Source organism: Stappia sp. BW2 (genome assembly GCF_008107695.1).
GTDB lineage: Bacteria > Pseudomonadota > Alphaproteobacteria > Rhizobiales > Stappiaceae > Roseibium.
This window is the reverse complement of the sequence record NZ_VIRG01000066.1, coordinates 491061-517287: the sequence shown is the minus strand read 5'-3', so window position 1 is coordinate 517287 and position 26227 is coordinate 491061. Positions and strand designations below refer to the sequence as shown.

Below are 26227 nucleotides of genomic sequence, written 5' to 3'. Positions count from 1 at the left end.
CATGATCGTCGAATTCGGACATTACGCACTTGTGTTGGCCTTCGCTCTGACACTTGTTCAGTCCGTTCTGCCGATTTGGGGCGCGCTCCAGAAGGATGACCGCCTGATGGCGGTGGCGCCGCCCGTATCGGTGATGCTCTTCGTTCTGGTGTTGCTGTCCTTCATGGTGCTGACGGGGGCCTATCTCAGTTCCGACTTTTCGGTGCTGAACGTCGTCGAAAACAGCCATTCAGCGAAGCCGCTGCTCTACAAGTTCACCGGCGTGTGGGGCAACCATGAAGGCTCCATGCTTCTGTGGGTGCTGATACTGGTTTTCTTCGGCGCGCTGGTTGGTATTTTCGGGGGCAACCTGCCTGCCGATCTGAGGGCGGTAACGCTTTCCGTGCAGGCTTGGGTTTCCGCCGGTTTCATCCTGTTCCTGCTGGCAACGTCCAATCCGTTCACGCGGATTTTGAACCCGCCGCTGGAAGGGGCTGACCTCAACCCGATCCTTCAGGACATCGGTCTCGCCATTCATCCACCTCTGCTGTACGTCGGTTATGTCGGTTTCTCGATCACCTTCTCCTTTGCCGTTGCGGCGCTGATCCTTGGGCGGATCGATGCCGCCTGGGCACGATGGGTGCGGCCGTGGACGCTGCTTGCCTGGTGCTTCCTCACGCTTGGCATCGCCATGGGGTCTTACTGGGCCTACTACGAACTCGGCTGGGGGGGCTGGTGGTTTTGGGATCCGGTCGAAAACGCCAGCTTCATGCCGTGGCTGGCGGGTACCGCGCTGCTGCACTCGGCAATCGTCATGGAAAAGCGCGAGGCTCTCAAGGTCTGGACAGTCCTGCTGGCGATCTTCACCTTCTCGCTGTCGCTCCTCGGCACCTTCCTTGTGCGTTCCGGTGTTCTGACTTCGGTTCATGCCTTTGCCACCGATCCGGCCCGCGGTGTCTTCATTCTCGCGCTTCTGTGCGTCTTCATCGGCGGATCGCTGAGCCTCTTCGCCTGGCGTGCGTCGATGCTGAAGCAGGGCGGCCTGTTTGCGCCCATCAGCCGCGAAGGCGGGCTGGTGTTGAACAACCTGTTCCTCACGGCTGCCTGTGCGGCTGTCTTTGTGGGCACGCTTTATCCGCTGGTGCTGGATGCCGTCACCGGCGAGAAGATCTCGGTCGGCGCGCCCTTCTTCAACCTGACTTTCGGTCCCTTGATGGTGCCGTTGCTTATGGCCATTCCCTTCGGCCCGGTCCTGTCGTGGAAACGGGCGGATCTCGGCGCGGCCTGCCAGCGGCTTTACGCGGCCTTCGGCCTGGCGCTTTTGCTGACGCTCGTCACTTACTGGGCCTGGGGCATGGAAAAGGTGCTGGCGCCGCTTGGCGTGGGACTGGCGGTCTGGGTCATGGCCGGTGCGATGTCCGAAATCGTGACGCGCGTCAAATTCTTCGAAATCGGCTTCAAGCGCGGTTTTTCACGTCTCGTCGGTCTACCGGGATCTGCCTGGGGCACGGCCATCGCCCATTTCGGCATCGGCCTGACCGTTCTTGGCATTGTAACCGCCTCCGCTTTTCAGGATGAGCGGGTTCTCACCATGCGCCCGGGCGACACGGTGGAACTTGCCGGATATCAGATGACATTCGAAGGTGCCGCGCCGCGCCGTGGACCAAACTACACCGAAGAAGTCGGTCACTTCTCCATCCGCCGGGGCGGAGCCGTGGTGGCTGAACTTGACCCGTCGAAGCGCATCTACACCGCCCGGCAAATGCCGACGACGGAAGCCGGCATCTATACGACAGGCTTTTCGCAGGTCTATCTGTCGCTGGGCGAAGGGCGCGGCGATGGTGCCGTCGACGTACGCGTCTATTACAAGCCGCTGATCACCCTGATCTGGATCGGCTGTGTGATCATGTCGCTCGGTGCGGTCTTCTCCATCGCCGACCGGCGGCTGCGCGTGGGGGCACCCAAACCGGCCCGCAAGCGTCAGCAGAGCATGGCGGCGGCGGAGTAAACGGATGATACAGCGCCTTCTCCTTGCCATGCTGCTTGGCTTCAGTCTTCTTGCCGGGCCGGCTTTCGCCGTTGCTCCGGACGAAGTGCTGGACGATCCGGTTCTGGAACACCGGGCCCGGGCCTTGTCAGCGGAACTGCGCTGCATGGTTTGCCAGAACCAGTCCATTGACGACAGCGACGCGCCTCTGGCCAAGGATCTGCGCATTCTGGTGCGCGAGCGGCTGGTCGCCGGTGACAGCGACGAGCAGGTGGTTGACTATCTCGTCTCCCGCTATGGCGAATTCGTGCTGCTGAAACCCCGCTTTGCCTGGCACACCATCGTGCTTTGGGCAGCCGGTCCCGTTGCCTTGATCGCAGGCCTGATCGCGATTGGCGCAGCCCTGCGCAAGCGCGCACGTAACCGGTCCGCAGCAACCGATCCTACAGCGCCGAGGCTCACCGCCGAAGAAGAACGGCGCCTGCAGGCCTTGCTGGACAATACTGACTGACGTTTCTGCCCTGTCCTGATTGTCGTCGTGCAGCCCGTTTACGGAACGCGGTCACTGGGTTCACACAAAGGCGTGTCTTGTATCGCGGCAAGGTGTGACTACCTGAGGTCGAGCGACCGCATGGAGGCAGGACAATGGGACAGCGCCCGCTGAAACTGGAATTCGACGGAGCCCACGAGGCAAGTCTGGCCGCCCGGCTGGACCTGCCGGCAGGCAACATCAGGGCGTTTGCGCTGTTCGCGCACTGCTTCACCTGCTCGAAAGACATTGCCGCCGCCCGCCATATTGCCAGTGCTCTTTCGCAAGAAGGCATCGCCGTGCTCCGGTTCGATTTCACGGGCCTTGGCGGCAGCGGCGGAGATTTCGCCTCGACCGGCTTTTCCTCCAATGTCGAAGACCTGAAACGGGCAGCGGACTACCTGCGCCGGAACTATCAGGCCCCCCAGTTGCTGATTGGCCATTCGCTCGGTGGAGCCGCCGTTCTGTCCGTTGCTGCCGACATTCCCGAAGTGCGGGCCGTCGTGACCATTGGAGCTCCCTCCGATGCGGATCATGTCATCCACAGCTTCAACGGCGCGGAAGAGACGATCCGCCGACAGGGCGAAGGCGAAGTCAGTCTCGAAGGGCGCAACTTCACCATCCGCAAGGAGTTTCTGGAAGATCTGGAAGCCCAGTCCGTTCAGGACAAGGTCGCCGGTCTCGGCAAGGCGCTTCTGGTGATGCATGCCCCGCTTGATGAAGTTGTCGGCATCGACAACGCCACCAGCATTTTCGTCGCCGCAAAGCATTCCAAAAGCTTCGTCTCCCTCGATACTGCAGACCATCTTCTGTCCAACAGCAAGGACGCCGCGTATGCTGCCCGGGTGATTGCCAGCTGGGCTGGACGCTATCTCGATCCCGTTGAGAACACCGCCGACGACGAGGTGAAAGATGGCGTTGAGGTGGTGGAGACCGGGCAGGGCAAGTTTCAGGTCATGGTGACCAGTGGCGAGCACCGGATGATTGCCGACGAACCCAAGGACGTCGGCGGCTTCGACAGCGGCCCTTCGCCCTATGGATATCTGTCCGCCGCGCTTGGCGCCTGCACGGTGATGACATTGCGCATGTACGCCGAGCGCAAGGGGCTCGACATCGACCGGATCGGCACGCGCGTTCTGCACGGCAAGGTGCATGCGGCCGATTGCGAAGAGTGTTCTGAAAGCGTGAAGTCGCGGGACGGCAAGATCGACCGTTTCGAGCGTTTGATCACGCTGGAAGGAAACCTGGACGAAGCAACGCGGGCGCGGATGCTGGAAATCGCCGACAAGTGCCCGGTCCATCGCACCCTGGAAGCAGGCGCTGCGGTGGTGACGCGGGAAGTACCGTCAGGCACATCGCAAGCGTGATCTGACGGGAACTTGCGGGAAGCGGGGAGGCGGCCTCAGGCCGCCTGGCCTTCCAGGGTCTGCAAGCGGATTTTCATGAAGGACAGAAGCCGGCGCGCGTCACGATCTGACAGCGACTGATAGTCGTTGGCCCAGTTTTCCGCGGTCGACTGCGTCTGCTTGTTGTGCATCGCCCGGGCCTTGCACAGCGCTGCGTAATCCGCGTTTTCCACGCCCATGGCACGGCACAGAACCGCGACCCCGGTGGAATCGTAGCGCACCATGACGTTGGTGACGTATTTCTGCTCCAGACCTGCCATTTCCGCCAGCAGGAAGCAGATGTCGAACAGGTTGTTCGACAGCGAAAGCTGGGTGATGGCCTTGCTGAGTGTGCGTTGCCCGGCCCGGATTTCCTTCAACGTAACCTTGGCGTTGATGCGGGTTGCCTTGCGTTCGAGCTTCGAACTGGCAACAACCTTGCTGGCCTTGTGGAAGAGATCCTGGATCAGGGTCTCGTTTTCCTCGCGCAGCTTGCGGATCTTTGCCTGCTGGGCTTCCGGCATCTGATTGATCAGTTTGTCGTAATCGGACTCGGTGATGTCCGTCCGTTCCATCATCGCGTTGCGGATTTTCTCATCCTGCTCCGCCAGCTTGATCAGCAAGCGGGAGCCCCATTCGGAAAATTCCGCGCCGGAGTTGGCTGCGACCGATTGCTTGACCGGGCTTTCGCCGCGTTCCAGCAGGACATCGGTAACATTGGCTTCAAGGTGCTCACGTTTGGAGATTGCCAAAAGGTGGCCCTGACCCATGGTCTTGGCCAGCCGGAGAATATCCTCGGCCTTGAGCGCATTGGAGGACGTCAGCATCGGCCGCGCAATGTCGATCTCTTCCCGGGCAAGCTCATAGGCCACCTTGTGGGAAGTGTCGTCTATCGGCGCCAGTTGTTCGGAAATGGCCTTCTTCTGTTCAGGCTCCATGGTGGGAAGCATGCTTTCCAGCACCGTGTTGAACAGGGCGATTTCTTCGGTTTGGTAACTGTTCGCACCGCGTACAAAAAGGTCCGTAACGTGTTCCACCAGTTGGTGGCGTTTTTCCGGAGTGCTTTCCTGAGCGAGATTGAGAAGGTCGTTGAGCATCTTTAAGCTGTCCGTTTTTCTGACAGTACACCTAACTCACAGACAGTTTACAACTGTCTAAAGCACAGGATAAAAAAACGATAAATCTCTGAGGTCGTCCGTATTACTGACAATGTATGCTGTGCGCTTCAACTGCAGATGTCTGGTTCCCGTCACATACTTTATTTGGCAAGCCATCTCATCTCTCAAGGTTAGGTTGCTTCAAGGAGCCAATGTTGGAGACAAAGCCGGGTGCTCCGCTCCCTACGTCTCCTCGCCGGTATCGAGGACAACCTTGTCCATCCGCACGTCCCAGGGCATCGGAAAGATCGACGGCAGCCGGCAGAAGGCAAATCCGACGCCGATCGTCAGCGGTTTGGCCGGCAGGGATGCCAGAGTGCGGTCGTAATAACCGCCACCATTGCCCAGCCGATAAAAACCAGCGTCGACGCCAACCAGCGGAGCAATCACGACCTCAGGCACCAGCGACGGGCCTTCTTCGGGAACGGGAATGTTCCAGACACCTCGCGTCATCGCGCACCCGGGCTGCCACGGACGGAAGGCCAGCGGCGCCTGTTTTTCCAGAACGACCGGCAGAAGAACGGTTTTTCCCACCTTGCTCAGGTCTGCCATCAAGGCGCGTAAATCGGGCTCGCCGCGGATCGGCCAATAAAAGGAGATGGTCTGAAAGTCCGTTGCTTCCAGAACCGTGCGAAGCTGGTCGATCAAGGCAGCGGTCTTTTCCGTCCGCTCCGTGCTGGTCAGTCCCTTTCGCTTCTCATAGAGGCGGACGCGTTCAGATTTGCGGAACCGGCTGACATCGCGAAATGTCTCCTGGTCAACGACATAACCACCCACCAGCATGTCGGCATAGCAGACAGGATCTCCCGGCAGGTCGTCGTCATGACTCATTCAGGTCAGTTCCTTTCACGTCCTTGTATTAGTGCCGCGTCAGGCCGCCTTCCTGTTGGTGGACGGCCAAACCAGAGCTTCAAGCAGAAGAGACCTGGTCAGAAATCCTTCGAACACGTCCCCCGGCAAACCGGAACATGATCGAGATTATCGCGCACCAGGAGATGCAGGGCATCGCGAAGCGGCAGGGCGCTGTCCAAAGACGTCAACGGAGCCCGCATGAGGTTCCGGGCGAAGGGGGGGAGGCCCTTCAACGGCGTTTCTGGACAACACGTGTAATACGCAGTGCTGGTTGAAGAAGCCTCAAGACGGCCATTCCTATTGGCGGCTGCCACGAGACGGGCGGGATCGACCGCACCGAGGTTGCACGATTGGAGAAATTTCGACAGCAGGGCCTACAGATTTTCCGCAGTCAGGCAGCTTGCTCGTGCTTGATGGCTTTGAGCTTGATTTTCATCAGTGACAGAAGACGGCGGGCATCGGTGTCGTCGAGCATGTGATAGTTTGTCAGCCACTTGCTGCCGGTGCTTTCAGGAAACTTCAGGTGCTTGCAGCGTTCCTTGCACACCGCCTGAAACTCCATCGCGCCGATGCCTGCGGCGCGGCAGACCGTGGCGATACCGGTGGAGTCGAACCGGACCATGAGATTGTGGACATATTTCATGTCGAGGCCGGAGAAGAAAGAGAGCAGGGCAACCGCGTCCAGAAGGTTGTGTTCCTGGGCCAGCTGGTAGACGGCCTTGTTCAGGGTCGTCTTGCCGAGCCGGATGCCCGTCAGCCAGGCTTTCGGGCTGATCTTGGATTGTTTCTTCACCAGTTCCACACCCGACGCTACGTCACCGTCGTCGCGGAACAGATCTTCCAGCAACTCTTCATTTGACTTGCGCAAGTGCCGGATGCGGTCGCCAAGCTGCTTGGGCATGTCCTTCACCAGGCTCTCGAACACCGGCATGGTGATCTCTGCACCGAGGTTGGCTGCCAGCGTTTGTTTGACTTCCTTGCTGCCACGCTTGATCAGAACATCGCTGACGTCCTTGCTGACGTGATCGCGTTTTGCAAGGCCGAGAAGGTAGCCCTGGTCCTTGGTTTCCGCGATTTTGCGCTGGTCTTCTTCCCGCAGAGACGTGGATCGTTCCAGAATGGCCTGGGCAACCGGCAACTCGTCGCTGGCCATGGCGGCGGCAAGATTGGAGGACATGGCACGAACGTCCGCAAGTCGTTCTGCCATCTTGCGCTTGGCGTCGAGTTCCAGGGCATCGTAGACGCCCTCCAGCATGTTGTTCAGAAGATGGGTCTCGTCAGAACCTGTATCGTCCGCGCGGGCAACAAGAAGGCCTGTCACGTGCTCGGCAAGCTCGTGTTTTTTCTCCGAAGAACTTTCCCTGGCAAGCTTAAGAAGCGAGTCACTCATGTCCGTACCCTATCGGCATAAGTTTCGCTGAATATTCTTTATAACGTGTGAAAAACACTGCTCGGCTCATTGCAACATGGTGCCATTAGCAGTGTTGACCTGACTACGCCAATGCGTCATTTCACGCCCATGAGCGCAACTTCGATGCCGATCCTCTATTCCTTCCGCCGCTGTCCCTATGCCATCAGGGCGAGGCTCTCGATTGCCGCGAGCGGCGAAAAGGTCGAACTGCGGGAAATCGTTTTACGGGACAAGGCACCCGAGTTTCTGGAAACCTCGCCTTCGGCAACCGTTCCGTGCCTGAAGGTCGATGAAACCGTGATCGACGAAAGTCTGGACATCATGCTCTGGGCCCTGCAACGCGCCGATCCGGAAAACTGGCTCAGACCCGAGAAGGGCGATCTTGATGAAATACTGGCGCTGATCGCTGACTGTGACGGCCCGTTCAAGCGCCATCTCGACCGCTACAAATACGATACGAGATATCCGGATGCGGACAGGGAAACGGAGCGAGCGGGAGCGGCAGACTATCTCTGGCGTCTGGACAGCCGTCTGACCGGGACACCCAGGCTTTTCGGCGGCAAGGCCTCGCTTGCCGATTATGCAATCCTGCCGTTCGTTCGTCAGTTCGCCAACTCGGACCGAAGCTGGTTCGACAGCCAGGACTGGACATCCTTGAAGGTCTGGCTGAAAGCCTTCGAAACGTCTCCCCGGTTTCAATCCGTGATGCCGAAATGGAGCCCGTGGCGGGCGGGAGACACCCCGGTCTTCTTTCCCGCTGAGGCAAATTCCGCCCCTTGATTCCCGTGTCCTGATTCTCTGGTCCGGGACCCGTCTTCTTGTGAGATTGCCCGACTGTTTCTTGCCTCCGACCCCTTTTTCCTGCCCGCCGATGGTGCGACGGACAAAAAAATTTCAGCTTCAGGCCATGAGCTGTTTGCGATTTTCCGATTTGGTTCCCAACGTTACAAAACTGTAATGCCGCCGACAGGCGCCTGTAAGACTGGTTCACATACCTTCACTTTCGAACCTTGAGGGCTTTCCCCGCCAGCGTTCCAGGAATTGGCCTTCAAACCGAATCTCGAAAGAGGAAGACAACATGCAAAACAGTCGCTCAGTTTCTCCCCTGCGCTCCCGCCGCGCCAAGCTGCTCGCAGGCGTCGTCGCGCTCGGCGCAGCCGGACTTCTGACGGCACAGACCATCGTTCCGGGCCAACTGGCTCTGGCTGATCCGGTTAGTGTCGATACCGCGGCTCCGCTGGACTTTTCCCACGTCGTCAGTGCTGTCAGCCCAGCGGTCGTCAGTGTTCAGGTCAAACAGGCCGCAGAGCCGCGCATGATGAACTTCGACGGTGGCAACGACGACCCCGAAGGTTTCTTCAAGGGTCTGCCAGACGGCCACCCGTTCAAGCGCTTTTTCCGCGAATTTGGCGGCAAGGGCGGTGAGCAGCAGCATAACCAGCGCCGCGCGCCGCGCCAGTATGGCATTTCCCAGGGCTCCGGCTTTTTCATCTCCGATGACGGTTACCTCGTGACCAATCATCACGTGATTGAAAACGGCACCGAGTTCACGGTCATCGACCGGGATGGCAAGGAATACAACGCCAAGCTCATCGGCGCCGACAAGCGGACCGACCTTGCGCTCCTGAAGGTCGATAGCGACGACAAGTTCACCTATGTCGACTTTGCCAAGGAAGCACCGCAGGTGGGTGAATGGACCGTCGCCATCGGCAACCCGTTCGGTCTCGGCGGATCCGTGACGGCCGGTATCGTCTCGGCGCGTGGCCGTGACATCGGCGCAGGCCCCTACGACGACTTCATCCAGATCGATGCCCCGGTCAACCGCGGCAACTCCGGCGGCCCGGCCTTCAACATGCATGGTGAAGTGATCGGTGTGAACGCGGCGATCTTCTCGCCGTCCGGTGGCAACGTCGGCATCGCCTTCGCCATTCCGGCCTCAACCGCGCAGGATGTCATCATGGAGCTGAAGGACGACGGTACAGTCATTCGTGGCTGGCTGGGCGTTCAGATCCAGAACGTAACCGATGACATTGCGGAAAGCCTTGGCCTCGATGAGGCCCGCGGCGCCATCGTCGCGGAAGCGCAGGAAAACAGCCCGGCTCAGAAGGCTGGACTGCGCTCGGGCGACACCATCCTTGCTGTTGATGGCACCGAGGTGAAAGGCCCGCGCGAACTGTCCAAGATCATTGCGGCTTACGAGCCGGACAGCAATGTGGACATCACGGTCTGGCGTGACGGTCAGAAAGAAGACATCACCGTGACGCTGGGTCGCCTGCAGGAACCGGATCAGGTTGCCGCCCTTCAGACGGAAGCCGAGGAAAGCAAGACCAGCCTCGACGACCTCGGCCTGATCGTGATGACGAAAGCCGAAGCAGGCATGGAAGGTGACGGCGTGGTTATCGCCGAAATCGATCCGGACAGCCCGGCTGCCGAAAAACGCCTCAACACCGGTGACGTGATCCTGGAAGTCGCCGGCATGAAGGTCAACAGCCCGTCCGATGTCCTGAAGGCACTGGACAAGGCGGAAAAGGATGGCCGCAAGGCGGTTCTCTTCCGGGTTGAAACCAACAATACGACCCGGTTCGTGGCCCTGCCCATGAACCTCGCCTGATCAGGGACCGGTTCTGCCCCGGACCGGACCTGAGAAGCAAGACCGGCCTGCCCTCTGCCCCCAAACCCCGACCGGCCGGTCTTTGCCCAGGGTTTATCTGCTAGACCCTGACTGACTGGCGGCGGCGATACTCACATCCATCGCCGCCGCCAGCCATTTTCTTTAGGGGCAACTCAAGCTAAAAGGATGGGATGTTGAGGATTCTTGTCATAGAAGACGACCCGGAAGCTGCAAGCTACCTCGTCAAGGGTTTGAGTGAACTGGGCCACACCGCTGACCAGGCTGCCGATGGGCCGGCCGGTCTGGATATGGCGCACGACAGAGACTACGACATCCTCATCGTTGACCGCATGCTGCCGAAGATGGATGGCCTTTCTGTCATTCAGGAACTGCGCAAGCAAGGCAATCACACTCCGGTGCTGATCCTGTCCGCCCTCGGCCAGGTCGATGACCGCGTCAAGGGCCTCAAGGCCGGCGGCGATGACTATCTGCCCAAACCTTACGCCTTTACCGAATTGCTGGCCCGCATCGAAGCTTTGGCCCGGCGTCCCAAGTCGGCCAGCCAGATTGAAACCACTTACAGCGTCGGTGACCTGACACTTGACCGCATGGCACATTCCTGCCGCCGCGGCGAAACGGAAATCCCCTTGCAGCCGCGCGAATTCCGCCTTCTGGAATATCTCATGCAGAACGCTGGTCAGGTGGTGACCCGTACGATGCTGCTCGAAAATGTCTGGGAGTACCATTTCGATCCGCAGACCAACGTGATCGATGTTCACATCTCCCGTTTGAGAGGCAAGATCGACAAGGGTTTCGACACACCTCTGCTGCACACCATCCGGGGTGCCGGATACACGATCCGTGACGCGGCTCACTAGGTTTACAAGAACCACAGCCTTCAAGCTGTCGCTGCTTTATATTGCCGTCTTCACGGTGATGTCCGGGGTGCTGCTGTTCTACATTGCGGACAACACGGACAACCTGATGTCCGAACAGGTGGTTCAGACCGTCGATTCGGAACTGAAAACGCTTGCCGATGTCTATGTGCGTGGCGGCGTGCGGGACCTGGTCGAAACCATCGACACGCGCTCCCGCCATCCCGATGCCAGCCTCTATCTCCTGGTCGATTTCGCGGGCAATGCCCTCGTTGGCAACATCGCCCGCCTGCCTACCACCGTTCTGGAAGAAGCCGATGGCGGTTTGCGCCGGGTTCGCTATACGCGGCTCGGTCAGGATTCGGAAGACGTCGAACGCCAGGCCATGGTGCGTACCTTCGAGCTGCGCGGCGGCTTCCGTCTTCTGGTTGGGCGAGACCTGGGCGAGCAGCTCCGGTTTGCAAACCTTCTGGCCAACGCCTTTCGGCTGTGGCTGGTCGTCGTCGTGGTTATGGCAGCGATCACCTGGCTGTTTGTCAGCCGAAGGGTGATGAAGCGTATCGACGAGATCTCAGCCACCAGCCGCACGATCATGCAGGGTGAGCTTTCCGGACGTTTGCCCGTGGCCGGAAACGACGACGAATTCGACCGTCTGGCAGTCAATCTCAATACCATGCTCGACCGGATCGAAGTTCTGATGCAGTCGATGAAGGATGTCACGGACAACATCGCCCATGATTTGAAAACACCGCTGACTCGCCTGCAAACCCGGACTGAAAACGCCTTGCGCGAAGCAAAAGGCGAGGAGGGATATCGCGGCGCCCTGGAAGCAACGCTTCAGGAATCCGATCAGCTCCTGAGGATCTTCAACGCGCTGCTGGGCATCGCGCGTGTTGAATCCATGGCTCCGGCCTCCGTCATGGAGCAGGCCGACGTCAACAAGCTGGTCGAGCAAGTTGCCGAACTTTATGAACCGCTGGTGGAAGACGAAGGCGGCAAGCTTGAAACAGATCTGCCCGAAGACCTGATGGCGGAGTGCAACCGCGATCTGATCAGCCAGGTGCTGGTGAACCTGATTGAAAATGCGCTGAAATACGGCCGGCCGGAAACCGGCGACTTGCGTATTCGCCTCGGGGCCCGCGAAGAGAATGGCCGTGTGGTTCTCAGCGTCACTGACAATGGCCCCGGCATTCCGGAAAAGGACCAGGACAGGGTGAAGGAGCGTTTCGTCCGGCTGGAAGAAAGCCGTTCGGAACCAGGAACCGGCCTTGGATTGAGTCTGGTCAAGGCAGTTGCCCGCTTGCATGGTGGAGACTTGCGCTTCATGAATGAGGACCCGGGTCTAAGTGCCCGGATCGATCTCAAGCCGGTGAAACCGGACAGCAGCAGGAGCGGGCATGAACAAGGCGGCACAGCCGGGCAATCGGGGGAAGGGGACTAACCAGGACGGTGGCGCAGGTATTCTGGCCGACCGGATCGCGGTGGTGCCCAAAGCGCTCGATCCCGCTCATGCAGCCCTCTTCCTGAAAGATCTCCTTTCTGATGCAGAGTCCGGCGAGGCGCTGAAGTCGCTTTTGCAGGAAAAGCCGGATCTGGAAGGGTTCCTGCTCGGGGTTATCGGCAATTCCCCCTATCTGCGCGATCTGATGCTCGCTGATCCCACGGGCCTTCTTCGCCTCCTGCAGGAAGCGCCGGAAACCCGTCTGGAAAACCTGCTGTCGGATGCCCGCGGAGCGCGGGCGGAAGACGAAGCCGGCATCATGCGCACCTTGCGCCTTTTCAAGCACGATCTTGCGTTGACACTCGGCCTTGCCGATATTGCCGGCGCAATCGGCCTGACCCGCGTGACCGGTGCCCTGGCCGGATTTGCGGACGCAGCGCTGACGGCTGCCATCAGGTTCTGTCTTGGCGATCTTGCGCGCCGGAACAAGTTCACACCTCATGATCCGGAAAAGCCGGAAGTCGACAGCGGTCTCATCGTTCTTGCCATGGGCAAGCACGGCGCAAATGAGCTGAACTATTCGTCCGACATCGATCTGATCGTTCTTTACGATCCGGCCAAGGCCCCCATGGCGGGATCGGCGGAAGCTCCGGTGGAATTCGTCCGGCTGACGCGCCGTCTGGTCAAGATCATGCAGGACCGGACCGCGGATGGTTATGTCTTCCGCACCGATTTGCGCCTGCGCCCCGACCCGGGAGCAACGCCGCTTGCCATGTCGGTTCCTGCCGCGCTGGTCTACTATGAGTCTCTCGGCCAGAACTGGGAGCGCGCGGCGCTGATCAAGGCGCGGCCCTGCGCGGGCGACATTCCGGCTGGTGAAGCTTTCCTCCATGAAATCGTGCCGTTCATCTGGCGCAAGTATCTGGACTTCGCGGCAATTGCCGACGTGCAGTCGATCAAGCGCCAGATCCACATGCACAAGGGCCATGGCGCCATTGCGGTTGCCGGGCACAACGTGAAGCTCGGCCGCGGCGGCATCCGTGAAGTGGAGTTCTTCGTCCAGACCCAGCAGTTGATCGCCGGAGGCCGCAACCCGGCGCTTCGCGGACGGCGCACGCTCGACATGCTGGATGCGCTGGTCGATGCCGACTGGATCAAAGACAAGACACGCGACGAGATGGCGTCTGCCTATCAGTTCCTGCGCAATGTCGAACATCGCATTCAGATGCTCAACGACGAGCAAACACAGCTTCTGCCCAAGGATGAGGAGGGAATGAAAAGGGTGTCCGCGCTGATGGGCTATGACACGCTCTCCGACTTCGAGGACGCACTTCTCCATCATTTGCGGACGGTGCAGCACCACTACGCCGAACTCTTCGAAGATGAGCCCGCGCTCTCGTCGGAACTGGGCAATCTGGTTTTCACCGGTGACGATCATGATCCAGGGACGTTGGAAACGCTCGCGAGCCTTGGTTTCAAGCAGCCGGCGGAAGCGGCGGCCATCGTCAAATCGTGGCATTTCGGCCGTTACCCCTGCACCCGCTCAACCAAGGCACGCGAGCGGTTGACCGAAATGCATCCGGCGCTCCTCAGCGCGCTGGCAGCAACGGACAACGCGGATGCCGCGCTGCGGGCGTTTGACAGCTTCCTGGCCAAGCTGCCGGCAGGCGTACAGCTGTTCTCTCTGCTCAGGTCCAATCCGCAACTTCTGACGCTTCTGGCAACCACCATGGGCGCTGCACCGCGCATGGCCGAGACGGTTTCCAAGCGCGTGCATGTCCTGGACGCGGTTCTCGATCCCGCCTTCTTCGGTGCCATGCCGAGCGTCGAGGAGTTTCGCACCGGGCTGGACAGGACACTGTCCCAGGCCCGCTTTTACGAGGAGGCACTGGACCGGGCACGGATCTTTACCCAGGAACAGCAGTTCCTGATCGGCCTGCGGATGATTTCCGACACGCTGTCCGCCGACCGGGTGGGGTTTGCACTAGCACGGCTGGCGGAAGTGGTGGTCGACCGGATACTGAAACAGGTGATCGTTCATGTCGGCGAAAGCCACGGCACGGTACCGGGCGGCAATGTCGCCGTCCTGGCCATGGGCAAGCTGGGTGGGCGCGAAATGACGGCGGCGTCCGATCTGGACCTCATCCTGCTTTATGAAGCTCCGGAGGACGTCAAGCAATCCGACGGCAAGAGGCCCCTGGCGATCACCCAATATTATACGCGCCTGACCCAGCGACTGGTAACGGCCATCAGCGCACCGACGGCAGAGGGCTCGCTTTATGAAGTCGATTTCCGGCTCCGTCCCTCAGGCAACGCAGGCCCGCTGGCGACCAATCTCGACGGTTTCATAGCCTACCAGCAGAAGGAAGCCTGGACCTGGGAGCATATGGCGCTGACGCGCGGGCGGGTGATTGCTTCCACGACGCCGGAGTTCAAGCAGAAGATCGTCAACAGCATCAGCGGCACGCTTGTTCAGTCGCGTGATCTGACGAAACTCGCTGACGATGTCCGCACCATGCGCGCCCGGATCGAGAAGGAAAAAGGTACCAAGGACGTCTGGGACCTGAAACAGGTGGCCGGTGGTCTGGTCGATATCGAGTTTCTAGCCCAGTTTCTGCAGCTCGCACACGCTCAGGAAAATCCGGAAATCCTGGCTCAAAGCACGGAGCAGGCGTTGGAGCTGGCTCGCGACGCAGGCTTTTTGAGCTTGGGGGATGCAGGCCTGTTGCTGGAAGCCCTCAGGCTCTACCACCGTCTGACCCAGGTGCTGCGTCTGGCCCTTTCCGGCAAGTTCGTGCCGGCGGAGGCGCCGCGTGGTGTTCTGGACCTTCTGGTGCAGGCCTCCGGCAGCCCGACCTTCAGTCGGCTGGAAGGGGAACTTGCAGAACTTCAGGGGAAGGTGCGCGATACGTTCGTGCGCCTGATCGGAGAGGTGGAAACGGTCAGCAGTTAGCGGCGGATTGCAAAGCCGTTATCATTGGGCTAGGGAAGGGCCGCGCCGGCGGACGATTTCAAATCATTTTGCGCTCCCTTGAGCGACCCCTTTCCCATTTCTTGAGAAACGTCATGACTCATTCATTTGATGAAGCGGTCCGTCGCCCGGACCGCGGCGGCAACCTCACGCTTGCCGATAGCCGTGTGCTTGCCTGGTCCGAATGGGGACCGCCAACCGGTGACCCGGTTCTGTTTCTGACAGGTGCCGGAATGGCCGGCACGCTTGGGTTCGGGCTGGACCATCTCGAAGCTCTCGATATCCGTTTGATCGCACCGGACAGGCCGGGGCTCGGCGCATCTTCTGCTGATCCCGGAAAGACACTTGTCAGCGTCGCAGGTGATATTGCCAACCTTGCTTCCAGCCTGGGAAGAACCACGCTCCCGGTGGTCGCCTTTTCGCAAGGGGCCCCTTTCGCCTTTGCTGTTGCGGCATCCGGCACGGCAAGTTCCCTGTCGATTGTCTCCGGTCAGGATGAACTTTACCTTGCGGAATTCGCAGACCGGTTGCCGGAACAGGTGACGCAGATGATCCTGCACGCACAGGAAGATCCGTCGGGGTTTTCTGCGATGCTGGAGGGCTTTGCCGAACCCGATGGCTTTTATGATCTTGTCCTGTCGATGAGTTCGCCGGAGGACCAGGCGGTCTATGGCATCGCCCCCTTTGCCTCGGCCTACAGGCAGGCGCTTCGTGAGGGCTTCAGGCAGGGGCCGAAGGGATATGTTCTTGATACCCTTGCAGCGCTCATGCCCTGGGGGATCGACCTTGGCCGGATCAACTGCCCGGTGACGCTCTGGTACGGCGGCAAGGATGGCAGCCCGGTCCATTCACCCGATTTCGGTCAATCACTCGCAGAGAGACTACCAAACGCAAGCCACCGGTTCTTTCCTGAAGAAGGGGGCGCATTGCTGTGGACCCGTGCGCGCGACATCCTGCACGAACTGACGGCGGCAGGCAGCAAGGAGTGATCTTTGCTGCCTTGCTGCGGCAAGGAAACCGGCGAATTTCGAGAAAGCCCGACTTTTTCAGGCAGCTTCGTTGTCGGCAAGCGGCAGCGTGAAGCTGACGGTCGTGCCTTTCTTGACTTCCGACTTGATCACCAGCGAACCGCCATGCAACTCGACCAGCGAACGGGCGATGGCAAGTCCAAGCCCCGACCCCTGGTGGGTCTTGGTGAACTGGTTTTCCACCTGAACGAACGGCTGGGCAAGCCGTTCGATATCGCGCTCGGAAATGCCGATGCCGGTGTCGATCACTTCAAAGTGCAGCTTGTCGCCACGTGGCCGGGCCTTGAGCGTGACAGTGCCATTGTCCGGCGTGAACTTCACCGCATTTGCCAGAAGGTTCAGCAGAATCTGTTTCAGCGCCCGCTTGTCCGCATGAACCGAGACGTTTTCAACGACGTCGGTGGTGACGGTAATGTTCTTTTCGGTTGCCGCTCCAGTGACTATGCGGCTGGCATCTTCGGCAGACTCCGACGCATTGACGGTTTCCGTCTCGATGGTCATGCGGCCAGCTTCAATCTTGGACATGTCGAGAATGTCGTTGATCACATTCAGAAGATAGGTGCCGGAGGAGTAGATGTCCTTGCAGTAGTCCGAATAGCGGTCCGTGCCGACCGGGCCGAACATTTCCTGTGTCATGATGTCGGAGAACCCGATGATGGCGTTGAGCGGCGTTCTCAGTTCATGGGAGATATTGGCCAGGAATTCGGACTTCGCCTTGTTGGCAGCTTCCGCACGGGTCTTTTCTTCCTGGTACTTCTCCGCCATTTCAACAAGCTGGCGGGCCTGCACTTCAAGCGTCTGGCGAGACTTTTGAAGGTCGGTCACGGTCGCCTTCAGACGCTTTTCGGAATCGACCAGCTTTTCTTCGTTTTTCTTCAGCGCGGTAATATCCGTGCCGACAGACACGAAGCCGCCGTCCTTCGTGCGCCTTTCGGAAATCTGCAGCCAGCGGCCGTCTTCCAGCTGCGCTTCGTAAGAGCCTTCCGGCTCGCCGCCGCGCTGGCGCAAGGTGACCGGCTGTGGCGCCACTTCCGCGTTGGAGGCGGCCGCCATCACGTCCTTGTAGGGCGTGCCCTGCTTGATCACGGCATTCGGCAGGCTGTGCAGCGACTGGTAGTTTGAATTGCAGATGACAAGCTCGTTGCGCGCATTCCACAGAACGAATGCCTCCGAGATTGTCTCGATTGCATCCCGCAGGCGCAGATCGGCCATGCGGCTTTGTTCGGCAAGCTCGTGCTGTTCGGTGATGTCGAGACAGATCCCGATGAGATGCGGTTCTGCCCGCCCGGGCTCGGACTGGATCTCGCCGCGGGCGCGCAGCCAGATCCAGCTGCCGTCCGCGTGGCGCATGCGGAAAGTTTCGTCGACCAGTGTCTCGCCGCTTTCCAGAAGATGTTCGGCAAGGCCCAGAAGGTCGATGTCATCAGGATGGGTGATGTCGGAGACATCGGCGAAGCTGAGAATGTCGTCCTTCGGTTCGCGGCCCAGCAACTCGTAGAGCGAGGATGACCAGAACATTCTGCCACGCGACAGATCCCAGTCGAACAGTCCGCAGCGGCCATGGGTGAGGGCGGTGTCGATGCGGGCGCGGGTTGCCGCGTACATGTCGTCAGCTGCTTCCGCACGGGTCGCCTGGCTGAAAAAGCCGTAGATGACGGCCAGCAGAACCAGAGACGTGCCGACGAACAGCGTCACATTTGCAGACAGGTCGTCCCGCCACTGGCGGAAGATTGCATTTTCGGGCTGCAGAACCGCCACCATGCCGAGACGCCCATCAAGATGATGGACGGTGGCCAAAACCTTTTCCTTGCCCTTGCTTCCGCCCAGGTCGGTGTCCACAGGCATCACGCCGGCGCGGTCGCCGAACACCATGAGAGGCTGCGACGGGCCGAGCAGGTCGCTGATCGGACGGCTTTCGAGAGCAGGCTGGAGAGGGGCGGACGCCACGATGGTGCCGGACTGGTCGGTGACGAGATAGATACGGCCCTTGCTGGTCGCCCCGGAAGGCATGCTGTCGGCAAGGATGCGTTTCAGGGTTGTCCGGTAGCCCGTTTCAGGCAGATCGCTTTCCGAAGACATGAGGCCGCTGGCGACGACGGTTGCCATCAGGCTCAACGTCATCTGTGCGGTTTCCTGGGTCCGGGTGTAGTCGGTTACGAGATCGCCTGTGCGGAACAGGGCCAGAATGACGATAAAGACAATGGCGAGGCCCGGAATAAGGCGTCGCATCAGGCTGTCGGAGCGCGCCAGGCTCTCCGCAAGGGAAATGAGCAGGGCGCGCAGAGGCAGCTTGCTTGTGCCTGCGTCTGTGTCCTGCTCAGACTCCTTCTCGCCGCGCCGCGAAGATGCGTCGCCAGCTACTGCTCTCGCCATAGGAAGTGTGCCTCAAAAACCGCCGCGCCGGGGTAACCCCCGAATCACTTCCATTTGAATCAAATCGTCGGTTCTTGTCCAGACCTGACCAAGAATAAAATGGTTAACGCGCGGCCCGTTTTTCGGTTCTTTCGTTAACCTTTCTCAGTATTGCAGACTACTGCAAGGTTCTATCGACAATGTCGCGGCTGTCTCTCGACAGATTTTCGCATGCGGAAACCCTGAGGAGGGCAGATTCGGCCAGGGCACTTCTTTGTGGGTCAAGTACGCGCCACGAGCGGAAGCTCGTCAGAAGTCTCGATGCCACTTGCGGGTTTCGCTTGTCTATTTCCAGAACTGATTCGGCCACCAGTTCGAAACCGGCACCGTCCGCACGGGCAAACTGTGTCGGGTTGCCAGTGGCGAAGGACTGCAGAAGCGACCTGACGCGGTTGGGATTGCCGGCATCGTAGGAAGGGTCGGACATCAGGGCCTTGACCCGGTCCAGGGTCTTGTCGCCCGGTGCCATGGCCTGGGTCATGAACCACTTGTCCATGGCGAGCGAGCTGTCTGCGTGCCGCTGCCTAAAGGCCGCAAGCGCTTCCTCTTCCCGTGGCATGTGATCGTGAACCAGTAGCGTGAGCGCCGCGAGCCGGTCGGTCATGTTGTCGGCAGAGGCGAACCGGGACCAGACAAGATCGGCTGCGTCGTCCGCACCGGAGGCTGCATAGTAATGCAGGCAGCGGTTTGCGAGCGCCCGTTTTCCGGCGGCCTCGGCATCCGGCGAATAGGTTCCGCTGGCGGAGGGACCGGAAATGAAGGGCAGCAGTGCGGAGCCGAGGCGGGCGGCGACAGCCCGCCGCAGCATCTCCCGCGCCGCATGGATGGCATCCGGGTTGACGTCCTTGCCCATTTCCTGGGCGATATCCGCCTCGCTCGGCAGGGTGAGTGCCTGTGCGCGCAAGGCTTCGTCGAGCTGGGTTTCCTCCAGGACGGATGCAAGGACACCGATGACGTCTTCGGACGGAGCGTCTTGCGCGCCATCGCCCACGAGGCCCGCAAGCCTGACGAGATCCTGCATCGCCAGCGTTTGAACTGCTTGCCACCGATTGAAGGGGTCCCGGTCCTGCGCTGCCAGAAACAGAAGATCCTTCGAATCGAGAGGCTGGTTCAGCCGGACGGGCGCGGAGAACCCGCGCAGAAGAGAGAGAACGGGAGCCGCGGCAACATTTTTGAAGATCACGTCCTGATGGGCCTTGTCGAGGACAAGCACATCGCCGCTGACTGTGGCGCCCTCCGCAGGGCCTGTCTCCATATCCTCGCCGTTGGGGCCGATCAGCCCGAAACGCAGCGGGATGACAGCAGGTTTGCTGGACTTCTGTCCGGCGAGAGGCGGAATTTCCTGTGACAGCGAAACGCAGAACGTCTTGCGGTCGGGATCATACTTCGTCTCCACCGACACCACGGGCGTTCCGGCCTGCTCGTACCAGAGCGAAAACTGTTCAAGGTCAGTGGAGGAGGCTTCCTCGAAGCAGGTCAGGAAGGCTTCGATCGTGGTTGCTTGCCCGTCGTGGCGCGCGAAATAGAGATCCAGCCCCGCCCGGAACGCCTGCTCCCCCAGAAACGTCTGGAGCATGCGGACGACTTCGGCGCCCTTTTCATAAACGGTGGCTGTGTAGAAGTTGTTGATTTCGTGATAGCTTCTCGGACGCACAGGGTGTGCGAGCGGGCCTGCGTCCTCGGGAAACTGATGCGATTTCAGAAGGCGTACATCCGCAATGCGCTTGGCTGGACGCGAGCGCATGTCGGAGGAAAACTCCTGATCGCGGAACACCGTCAGGCCTTCCTTCAGGCACAACTGGAACCAGTCCCGGCAGGTGATGCGATTGCCGGTCCAGTTGTGGAAATATTCGTGCGCGATAACGGCTTCGATATTGGCGTAGTCCTGATCGGTTGCCGTGTCCGGGTCGGCCAGAACGTACTTGTCGTTGAAGATGTTCAGGCCCTTGTTTTCCATCGCACCCATGTTGAAGTCCGACACGGCGACGATGTTGAACACCTCCAGATCGTATTCACGGCCGAACACTTCTTCGTCCCAGCGCATGGATCGCTTGAGGGAATCCATGGCCCAGTCGCACAGGCCTTCCTTGCCGTGCTCGACGTAGATATTGAGCGCGACGTCCTTCCCGGACATGGTCGTGAACCTGTCCGGAACTTCCGCGAGATCGCCGGCAACGAGCGCGAACAGATAGGCGGGCTTGGGATGCGGGTCGTGCCAGACAGCGTAGTGCCTGCCGGTGCCCTTGATGTCGCCTGTCTCCACAAGGTTGCCATTGGCCAGGAGAACCGGGCAATCCGTCTTCGAGGCTTCCAGACGTGTCGTGTAGACAGCAAGAACGTCCGGACGGTCGAGAAAATAGGTGATCCTTCGAAAGCCCTCGGCCTCGCATTGGGTGCAATAGGTCCCAGAGGAGCGGTAAAGGCCCATCAATTTGGTGTTCGCGTCCGGATCGAGTTCGGTCACGAGCGTCAACTCGAACGTGTCGGCAGGGGGAGAGAGAACTTCAAGGCGGTCGTCGGTCGCGGTGTAGGCGGTTTCGTCCAGCGTCTCGCCGTTCAAGCTGATGTCGGCAAGCGACAATTCGTCACCATCAAGCACCAGCGGAGCGCCGGCGTCTGTTCCCGGTTGTCTGTTGACCTCAAAAGTTGCGGTGACGCGCGTCGCCTTTGGCGCCAGCTCAACATTCAGGGCGACCTTGTCGATGCGATAAAGTGGCGGTTTGTAGTCTTCCAGCCGTATGGCCGGCGCCGTTTCGGAACGCATCTAAATCTCCTGCTGATGTTAGGCGCAAGGGCCTGCCCGAGCCTGCCTGGAACGTTCTGGCCGGGTCTGGACCGCACCCTCATGAGGTTGTGAGGTTGTTCTAGGCGTTAGCATGATCGCGGATTCCCGCAAAGTCCTCTTTGACCTTCCGCAACGGCCACCGGTTTGTAAGCTTATTGATAATATCTAAATACCGATTGGAGGTTTTGACGCCAGCCGGGGCATTGTCTATGTCATGGACTTCGCAAGTTGCAGGGATCTTTTTAATGAGCCGTTTGGACAGTTTTATTCGCCGAATGACATCGCAGAAAATATTGCTCGAATTTCTGGTCGACGAGGTCAACAAGGTAGAGGGGCCGGTCCTTGAATTGGGGTTGGGCAATGGCCGGACGTATGACCATTTGCGCGAGATTTATCCCAACAAGGAAATTTTTGTGTTCGATTTCGCCATGGACTGCCATCCGAGCTGCGCTCCAGATGCGGATCACATGATCCTTGGCAACATTCGCGACACGCTTGTTTTCTGCGGTCCGCGGATCGGGGCAAAGGCATCGTTCGCCCACATCGACATCGGCTCGGCTGATCCGACCAATGACCTCGCGACAGCCTTCTGGCTGGCGCCGGCAATTGATGCGCATATGGCTGTTGGCGGCACAATATTGTGCGCGCTCGAACTTGACCTGCTGAATTACGAAACCGTGAAGAAACCGGACGGCATTCACCAGGGCCGTTACCATATCTACCGCAAGACATCAGAAGCCTGACCGTCGGCATTCTTCAGGAAGAGACACATGACCGCGCCGCTTAAAGGTATCAAGGTTGTCGAACTGGCCCGCATTCTGGCTGGGCCCTGGACAGGGCAGACCCTCGCAGATCTCGGGGCGGACGTCATCAAGGTGGAAAGCCCGCAAGGTGACGACACCCGCGGCTGGGGACCACCTTTCGTCAAGGACGAGACCGGCACGGACAGGGATGCCGCCTATTTCCACGCCTGCAACCGCGGCAAACGCTCGATTGCAGTGGATTTCCGGACCGAGGACGGACAGGAGCTCGTCCGCCGACTGGTGGCGGATGCCGACATCCTGATCGAGAACTTCAAGGTTGGCGGGCTCGCCAAATACGGCCTCGACTACGACAGCCTGTCGAAGGTCAATCCGAAACTGATCTATTGCTCGATCACGGGGTTCGGTCAGGACGGGCCATACGCGCACCGCGCCGGATACGACTTCATGATCCAGGGCATGGGCGGCATCATGGATCTGACCGGGGAGCCTGAGGGCGACCCGCAGAAGATCGGCGTGGCCTTCGCGGATATCTTCACCGGTCTTTACGGCGTTGTCGGTGTTCTTGCTGCCCTGCGCAGGCGGGATGAAACCGGTGAAGGGGAATGGGTTGACATGGCGTTGCTCGATGCGCAGGTCGGCGTGCTGGCAAACCAGGCCCTCAACTATTTCGTCTCGGGCAAAACGCCAAAGCGTCTGGGCAATGCACATCCCAACATCGTTCCCTATCAGGTCTTTCCAGCCAGCGACGGTCATCTGATCATTGCAGTCGGCAATGACGGCCAGTTCAGGCGGCTTTGCGCGGTTCTCGGTCTGCCTGAACTTGCCGACAACCCGCGCTATGCAACCAATTCCGCGCGGGTTGCCGCTCGCTCGGATCTTGTGCCAATCCTGACGGCGGAAACGGCGACCAGAGCCCGCGACGACCTGTTGGCAGCTCTGGAAGGCGAGGGCGTTCCGGCCGGACCGATCAACTCCGTGGAAGACGTCTTCAACGACAAGCAGGTGCTGCACAGGGAAATGAAGGTCGAATTGCCGTCAACCGGCGTCGATGGCGGCTCGGTCGCCTCGGTTCGCACCCCCATCCGGTTCAGGAATGGCAAGCTGGTGCTGGATCGGGCCGCGCCTGCACTTGGCGAGCATACGGACGAAATCCTGAAAGAACTCGGTATCGCCACCGGCGCGAAATCCTGAACGAAGAAAGCACTCACATGAGCACTCCGGATTACCTCAAGGTGGTCGAAAGTGAAGTCCTGGCCGATGCCTGGGGCACCTTGACCCGTCACCGGATCGAGTACAGGCGCCGGGACGGCGCCAGGCAGGAGCAACTGCGCGAAGTCTATGACAAGGGCCATGGCGCAACCTGCCTGCTCTACGATCCGGAGCGGAACTGCGTTTTGCTGACGCGTCAGTTCCGGCTGCCTGTCTGGGTCGCAGGACGCGACCCGATGGTGATCGAAGCGCCTGCCGGTCTTCTGGAAGGCGCGCATCCAGAAGACCGGATGCGGGCGGAGCTGATCGAGGAAACGGGATTTGAAGTTTCGGAACTCGAGCACCTGTTCGATGCTTTCATGAGCCCGGGCTCGGTCACCGAATATGTGGCATTTTTCCGAGGCACATACCATCTGAAGGACAAGGTTGCCGCTGGTGGAGGCAAGGAAACCGAGGGGGAGGACATCGAGGTGCTTCACGTTCCGCTCGACAAGGCACTCGGCATGATCCGGTCTGGCGAGATCATGGATGCCAAGACCATCGTTCTGCTTCAGGACCTGGCCCTGAAACAGTTGGCCGGCTAAAGGCGAAAGACATCGCGGTCGCAGGCCATTGCGGTGGATAGCCGAAAGCTTGCCTTAATTTGACGGAAACCGTCCTGCAGGTAAGCTGCCTGTTCGCAACAAGGGTCACCGCCCGATGAAAAACTCGAAGCCCACCGGACGGCGCATCATGCTGCCCCTGACGACTGTCGTCGGGCTGGGGTTCGGTGCGTTTGTGGCAATTGCCATCGGCCTCGTTCTTGGCCTGTCTGTTTCCGCAAATTTCCGCAACACGTTTTCCCTGCTCAATGACAAGACGATCATGAGTACCCAGGCGCTCGAAACGCAGCTGCGGACGCATTTCATTTCTGTCGAAAATGCGATTGTGGGTCTGAAACCCTATTTCGACGACGGCACGCTCGGGTTTGACGATGCTGACAGAACCCTGCAGGACCTGTCGATCGCGCTGAAATCGAATAGCGACATCACCACTTTGGTGGCGACAACGCTGGATGGAAGCAAACTGGGGATCTACCGGGCACCGAACGGCAAATTGTGGCGGATCGAGACGGACTCGCCGCCGCCCGGCATGAACATTCAGCAGATGCCGCAACTGAGTGCGGACAGTCCGCCGACATGGGGCAAGCTCGTCAAGCACAAGGTCGGCCTCTTTGCGAATGTGTCCGTGCCTCTGGTACGCGACGGAAAGCTTGCCGGAATGCTGACGGCGGCAACGTCCATGGAAGAGCTCGCGCAAATCGTTTCCGCCCAGGACGAGGGCAGCGACAACACAGTCTTCATCATCGCCGACGGCGATCAGGTGATCCTGCATTCGGATGCGGCCTGGCTGCAGACCGGCGGCAGCATCCAGGACAAACTTCCAGGGACCTGGCAGACGATTGGTGATCCCGTGCTGGCGGCCATGGCGAACGAACAAAAGCTGGACGAATTCAAGAAGGCTGCTGAACTCGGCATCGACGTTTCCATGGTCGAAGCCAATCAAGAAGAATATATCCTCATGAAGGCGAAACTGGACGGCTTCAGTGACCGACCCTGGACAGTCGGCCAGTATTACCTCAGCGCGACTGTTTCGCGGGAGCTTCGCCGGCTGGCCGGGTCCATGTTTGTTGGCTTCGGCGCACTGGTGGTGTCTGTGCTGATTGCCTTCTGGATGGGGCGGCGTGTTGCCCGCCCGCTGCGGAACCTCGCGGTTCAGTCCCAACGGATCGGCAGCCTGTCGCTCAACGAGGTTGAACCGCTGCCGCGCAGCCGCGTTGCGGAGATCGACCAGGTGGCGCTGGCGTTCAATTCCATGGTCGAGGGCCTCAAGGCCATGAACACCTATGTGCCCCGGTCGCTGTTCATCAAACTTATGCGGCTGGGAGGTGGCAACGCCGCGCAGGCACGTGGCGCGGAACTCACCATTCTGTTCACGGATATCGTCGGCTTTACGGCGCTTTCCGAGCACTTGAGCGCCGAAGAAACCGCCAGCCTGCTCAACGAGCATTTTGCCATTCTGGTGGAGGCCGTCGAGGGGGAAGGCGGCACGGTGGACAAGTTCCTTGGCGATGGCATGCTGGCCTTCTGGGGCGCTCCCGACGCCCGCCCGGACCACGCTGAAGCTGCTGTCAGAACCGCGCGCCGGATCGCGGCCGCACTTCATGAGGCAAACCTGAAAGCTGTCGCGGAAGGTCGTCCGTCGATGGCGCTGCGCATCGGCATCCATACCGGACCGGCTGTTGTCGGCAATGTCGGCGGGCTTGATCGCTGGAACTACACCGTTGTCGGCGACACCGTGAATGCGGCCGAACGCTTGCAGACGCTTGGCAAGGAAGTGCCCGAGTGCCCGGAAGTGATTATCCTGGCAAGTGCGGATACTGTTGCTCATCTGCCAAGCGAAACACACCAGCGGCCTGTCGGCGCGCACCATCTGCGTGGCCGAAGCGGACAGATGGAAGTCTATTGGCTTGATCCTTTTCCGCAACCGACGTCGGCGCAAAGGCCAGAGGAACGGCCGGTGTCTGCTGCCGAGTGATTCCCGCCTGTCGCGTTCATGGCCGACAAAGCGTTCCTTTCGTCTGGCTGATGTTCAGATGAAAGCAGAAAAATAAGTTCAGCCGCGTCCGGCAACTGCGGTTTATTCTCCGATTAGCCCCGTTTATCGAAGGGCAGGACAGGTTTGCTCTTGCGATCTGTGACGAACATCGCAGTCATGTTTCCTGAATCCTGCATTGCTATCCACTGGCGAATTTGGTTGTCTTTGAAATGCAATGAGGGCTTAGTAAGCCT

General features: G+C 59.8%; 18 protein-coding genes. 13 read left to right on the top strand and 5 right to left on the bottom strand.

Annotated features, from left to right (window positions below):
• Position 1: 1 nt before the first annotated feature.
• From FMN63_RS13880 to FMN63_RS13870, 3 genes are all read left to right on the top strand, one after another.
• The gene (locus FMN63_RS13880; RefSeq protein ID WP_148584552.1) at positions 2 to 1987 is read left to right on the top strand and encodes a heme lyase CcmF/NrfE family subunit; all 1986 of its coding nucleotides are present in this window, start codon (positions 2 to 4) and stop codon (positions 1985 to 1987) included.
• Between the two features lie 4 nt (positions 1988 to 1991).
• Entirely contained in the window at positions 1992 to 2477 is a 486-nt protein-coding gene (locus FMN63_RS13875; protein ID WP_148584551.1) for a cytochrome c-type biogenesis protein, read from the top strand.
• Between the two features lie 134 nt (positions 2478 to 2611).
• Positions 2612 to 3862, top strand: a complete 1251-nt coding sequence (locus FMN63_RS13870; RefSeq protein ID WP_148584550.1) for a bifunctional alpha/beta hydrolase/OsmC family protein — start codon at positions 2612 to 2614, stop codon at positions 3860 to 3862.
• Between the two features lie 35 nt (positions 3863 to 3897).
• On the opposite strand, the gene FMN63_RS13865 is transcribed toward FMN63_RS13870, so the two are convergent.
• From FMN63_RS13865 to FMN63_RS13855, 3 genes are all read right to left on the bottom strand, one after another.
• A complete protein-coding gene (locus tag FMN63_RS13865) occupies positions 3898 to 4977 on the bottom strand; it encodes a DUF2336 domain-containing protein (RefSeq protein ID WP_148584549.1) in 1080 nt (359 codons plus the stop codon).
• Positions 4978 to 5220: 243 nt separating this feature from the next.
• Complete coding sequence (locus FMN63_RS13860; protein WP_148584548.1) at positions 5221 to 5868, bottom strand: 5-formyltetrahydrofolate cyclo-ligase; 648 nt, start codon at positions 5866 to 5868, stop codon at positions 5221 to 5223.
• Between the two features lie 412 nt (positions 5869 to 6280).
• On the bottom strand, positions 6281 to 7279 hold the full coding sequence (locus FMN63_RS13855) for a DUF2336 domain-containing protein (RefSeq protein ID WP_148584547.1): 999 nt from the start codon (positions 7277 to 7279) through the stop codon (positions 6281 to 6283).
• A 129-nt stretch (positions 7280 to 7408) separates the two neighbouring features.
• Here FMN63_RS13855 and FMN63_RS13850 point away from each other — a divergent pair, with 129 nt between their 5' ends.
• The 6 genes from FMN63_RS13850 to FMN63_RS13825 all read left to right on the top strand — a co-directional run bounded on the left by FMN63_RS13850 (position 7409) and on the right by FMN63_RS13825 (position 16187).
• Positions 7409 to 8080 (top strand): glutathione S-transferase, encoded by a 672-nt coding sequence (locus FMN63_RS13850; RefSeq protein WP_209001111.1) that lies wholly within the window; start codon positions 7409 to 7411, stop codon positions 8078 to 8080.
• A gap of 298 nt (positions 8081 to 8378) precedes the next feature.
• Positions 8379 to 9911 (top strand): Do family serine endopeptidase, encoded by a 1533-nt coding sequence (locus tag FMN63_RS13845; protein WP_162855030.1) that lies wholly within the window; start codon positions 8379 to 8381, stop codon positions 9909 to 9911.
• Between the two features lie 191 nt (positions 9912 to 10102).
• On the top strand, positions 10103 to 10789 hold the full coding sequence (locus FMN63_RS13840; protein ID WP_148584546.1) for a response regulator transcription factor: 687 nt from the start codon (positions 10103 to 10105) through the stop codon (positions 10787 to 10789).
• Positions 10773 to 12227 carry a sensor histidine kinase gene (locus FMN63_RS13835; protein WP_148584545.1) on the top strand — a complete coding sequence of 485 codons (1455 nt, stop codon included), beginning with the start codon at positions 10773 to 10775 and terminating at the stop codon, positions 12225 to 12227. Before FMN63_RS13840 ends, FMN63_RS13835 begins: the two co-directional genes overlap by 17 nt.
• Positions 12184 to 15180: a bifunctional [glutamine synthetase] adenylyltransferase/[glutamine synthetase]-adenylyl-L-tyrosine phosphorylase gene (locus FMN63_RS13830; protein WP_148584544.1), complete on the top strand. Its 2997-nt coding sequence runs from the start codon at positions 12184 to 12186 to the stop codon at positions 15178 to 15180. The genes FMN63_RS13835 and FMN63_RS13830 overlap by 44 nt, the downstream gene beginning before the upstream one ends.
• Before the next feature lie 113 nt (positions 15181 to 15293).
• Entirely contained in the window at positions 15294 to 16187 is an 894-nt protein-coding gene (locus tag FMN63_RS13825; protein ID WP_148584543.1) for an alpha/beta fold hydrolase, read from the top strand.
• Between the two features lie 57 nt (positions 16188 to 16244).
• Here the strand turns inward: FMN63_RS13825 and FMN63_RS13820 are convergent, their stop codons facing one another.
• Together FMN63_RS13820 and pepN are read right to left on the bottom strand one after the other, a co-directional pair.
• Positions 16245 to 18599, bottom strand: coding sequence for a PAS domain-containing sensor histidine kinase (locus tag FMN63_RS13820; RefSeq protein WP_148584542.1), 2355 nt, complete (start codon positions 18597 to 18599; stop codon positions 16245 to 16247).
• A 157-nt stretch (positions 18600 to 18756) separates the two neighbouring features.
• On the bottom strand, positions 18757 to 21402 hold the full coding sequence (gene pepN, locus FMN63_RS13815; protein ID WP_148584541.1) for an aminopeptidase N: 2646 nt from the start codon (positions 21400 to 21402) through the stop codon (positions 18757 to 18759).
• 266 nt (positions 21403 to 21668) lie between these two features.
• Here pepN and FMN63_RS13810 point away from each other — a divergent pair, with 266 nt between their 5' ends.
• The 4 genes from FMN63_RS13810 (at position 21669) to FMN63_RS13795 (ending at position 25973) form a co-directional block, all read left to right on the top strand.
• A complete protein-coding gene (locus FMN63_RS13810) occupies positions 21669 to 22166 on the top strand; it encodes a class I SAM-dependent methyltransferase (protein WP_148584540.1) in 498 nt (165 codons plus the stop codon).
• Between the two features lie 27 nt (positions 22167 to 22193).
• Complete coding sequence (locus FMN63_RS13805; protein ID WP_148584539.1) at positions 22194 to 23378, top strand: CaiB/BaiF CoA transferase family protein; 1185 nt, start codon at positions 22194 to 22196, stop codon at positions 23376 to 23378.
• Between the two features lie 17 nt (positions 23379 to 23395).
• Positions 23396 to 23980: an NUDIX domain-containing protein gene (locus FMN63_RS13800; RefSeq protein ID WP_148584538.1), complete on the top strand. Its 585-nt coding sequence runs from the start codon at positions 23396 to 23398 to the stop codon at positions 23978 to 23980.
• A gap of 115 nt (positions 23981 to 24095) precedes the next feature.
• Positions 24096 to 25973, top strand: a complete 1878-nt coding sequence (locus tag FMN63_RS13795; RefSeq protein ID WP_209001110.1) for an adenylate/guanylate cyclase domain-containing protein — start codon at positions 24096 to 24098, stop codon at positions 25971 to 25973.
• Positions 25974 to 26227 lie beyond the last annotated feature (254 nt).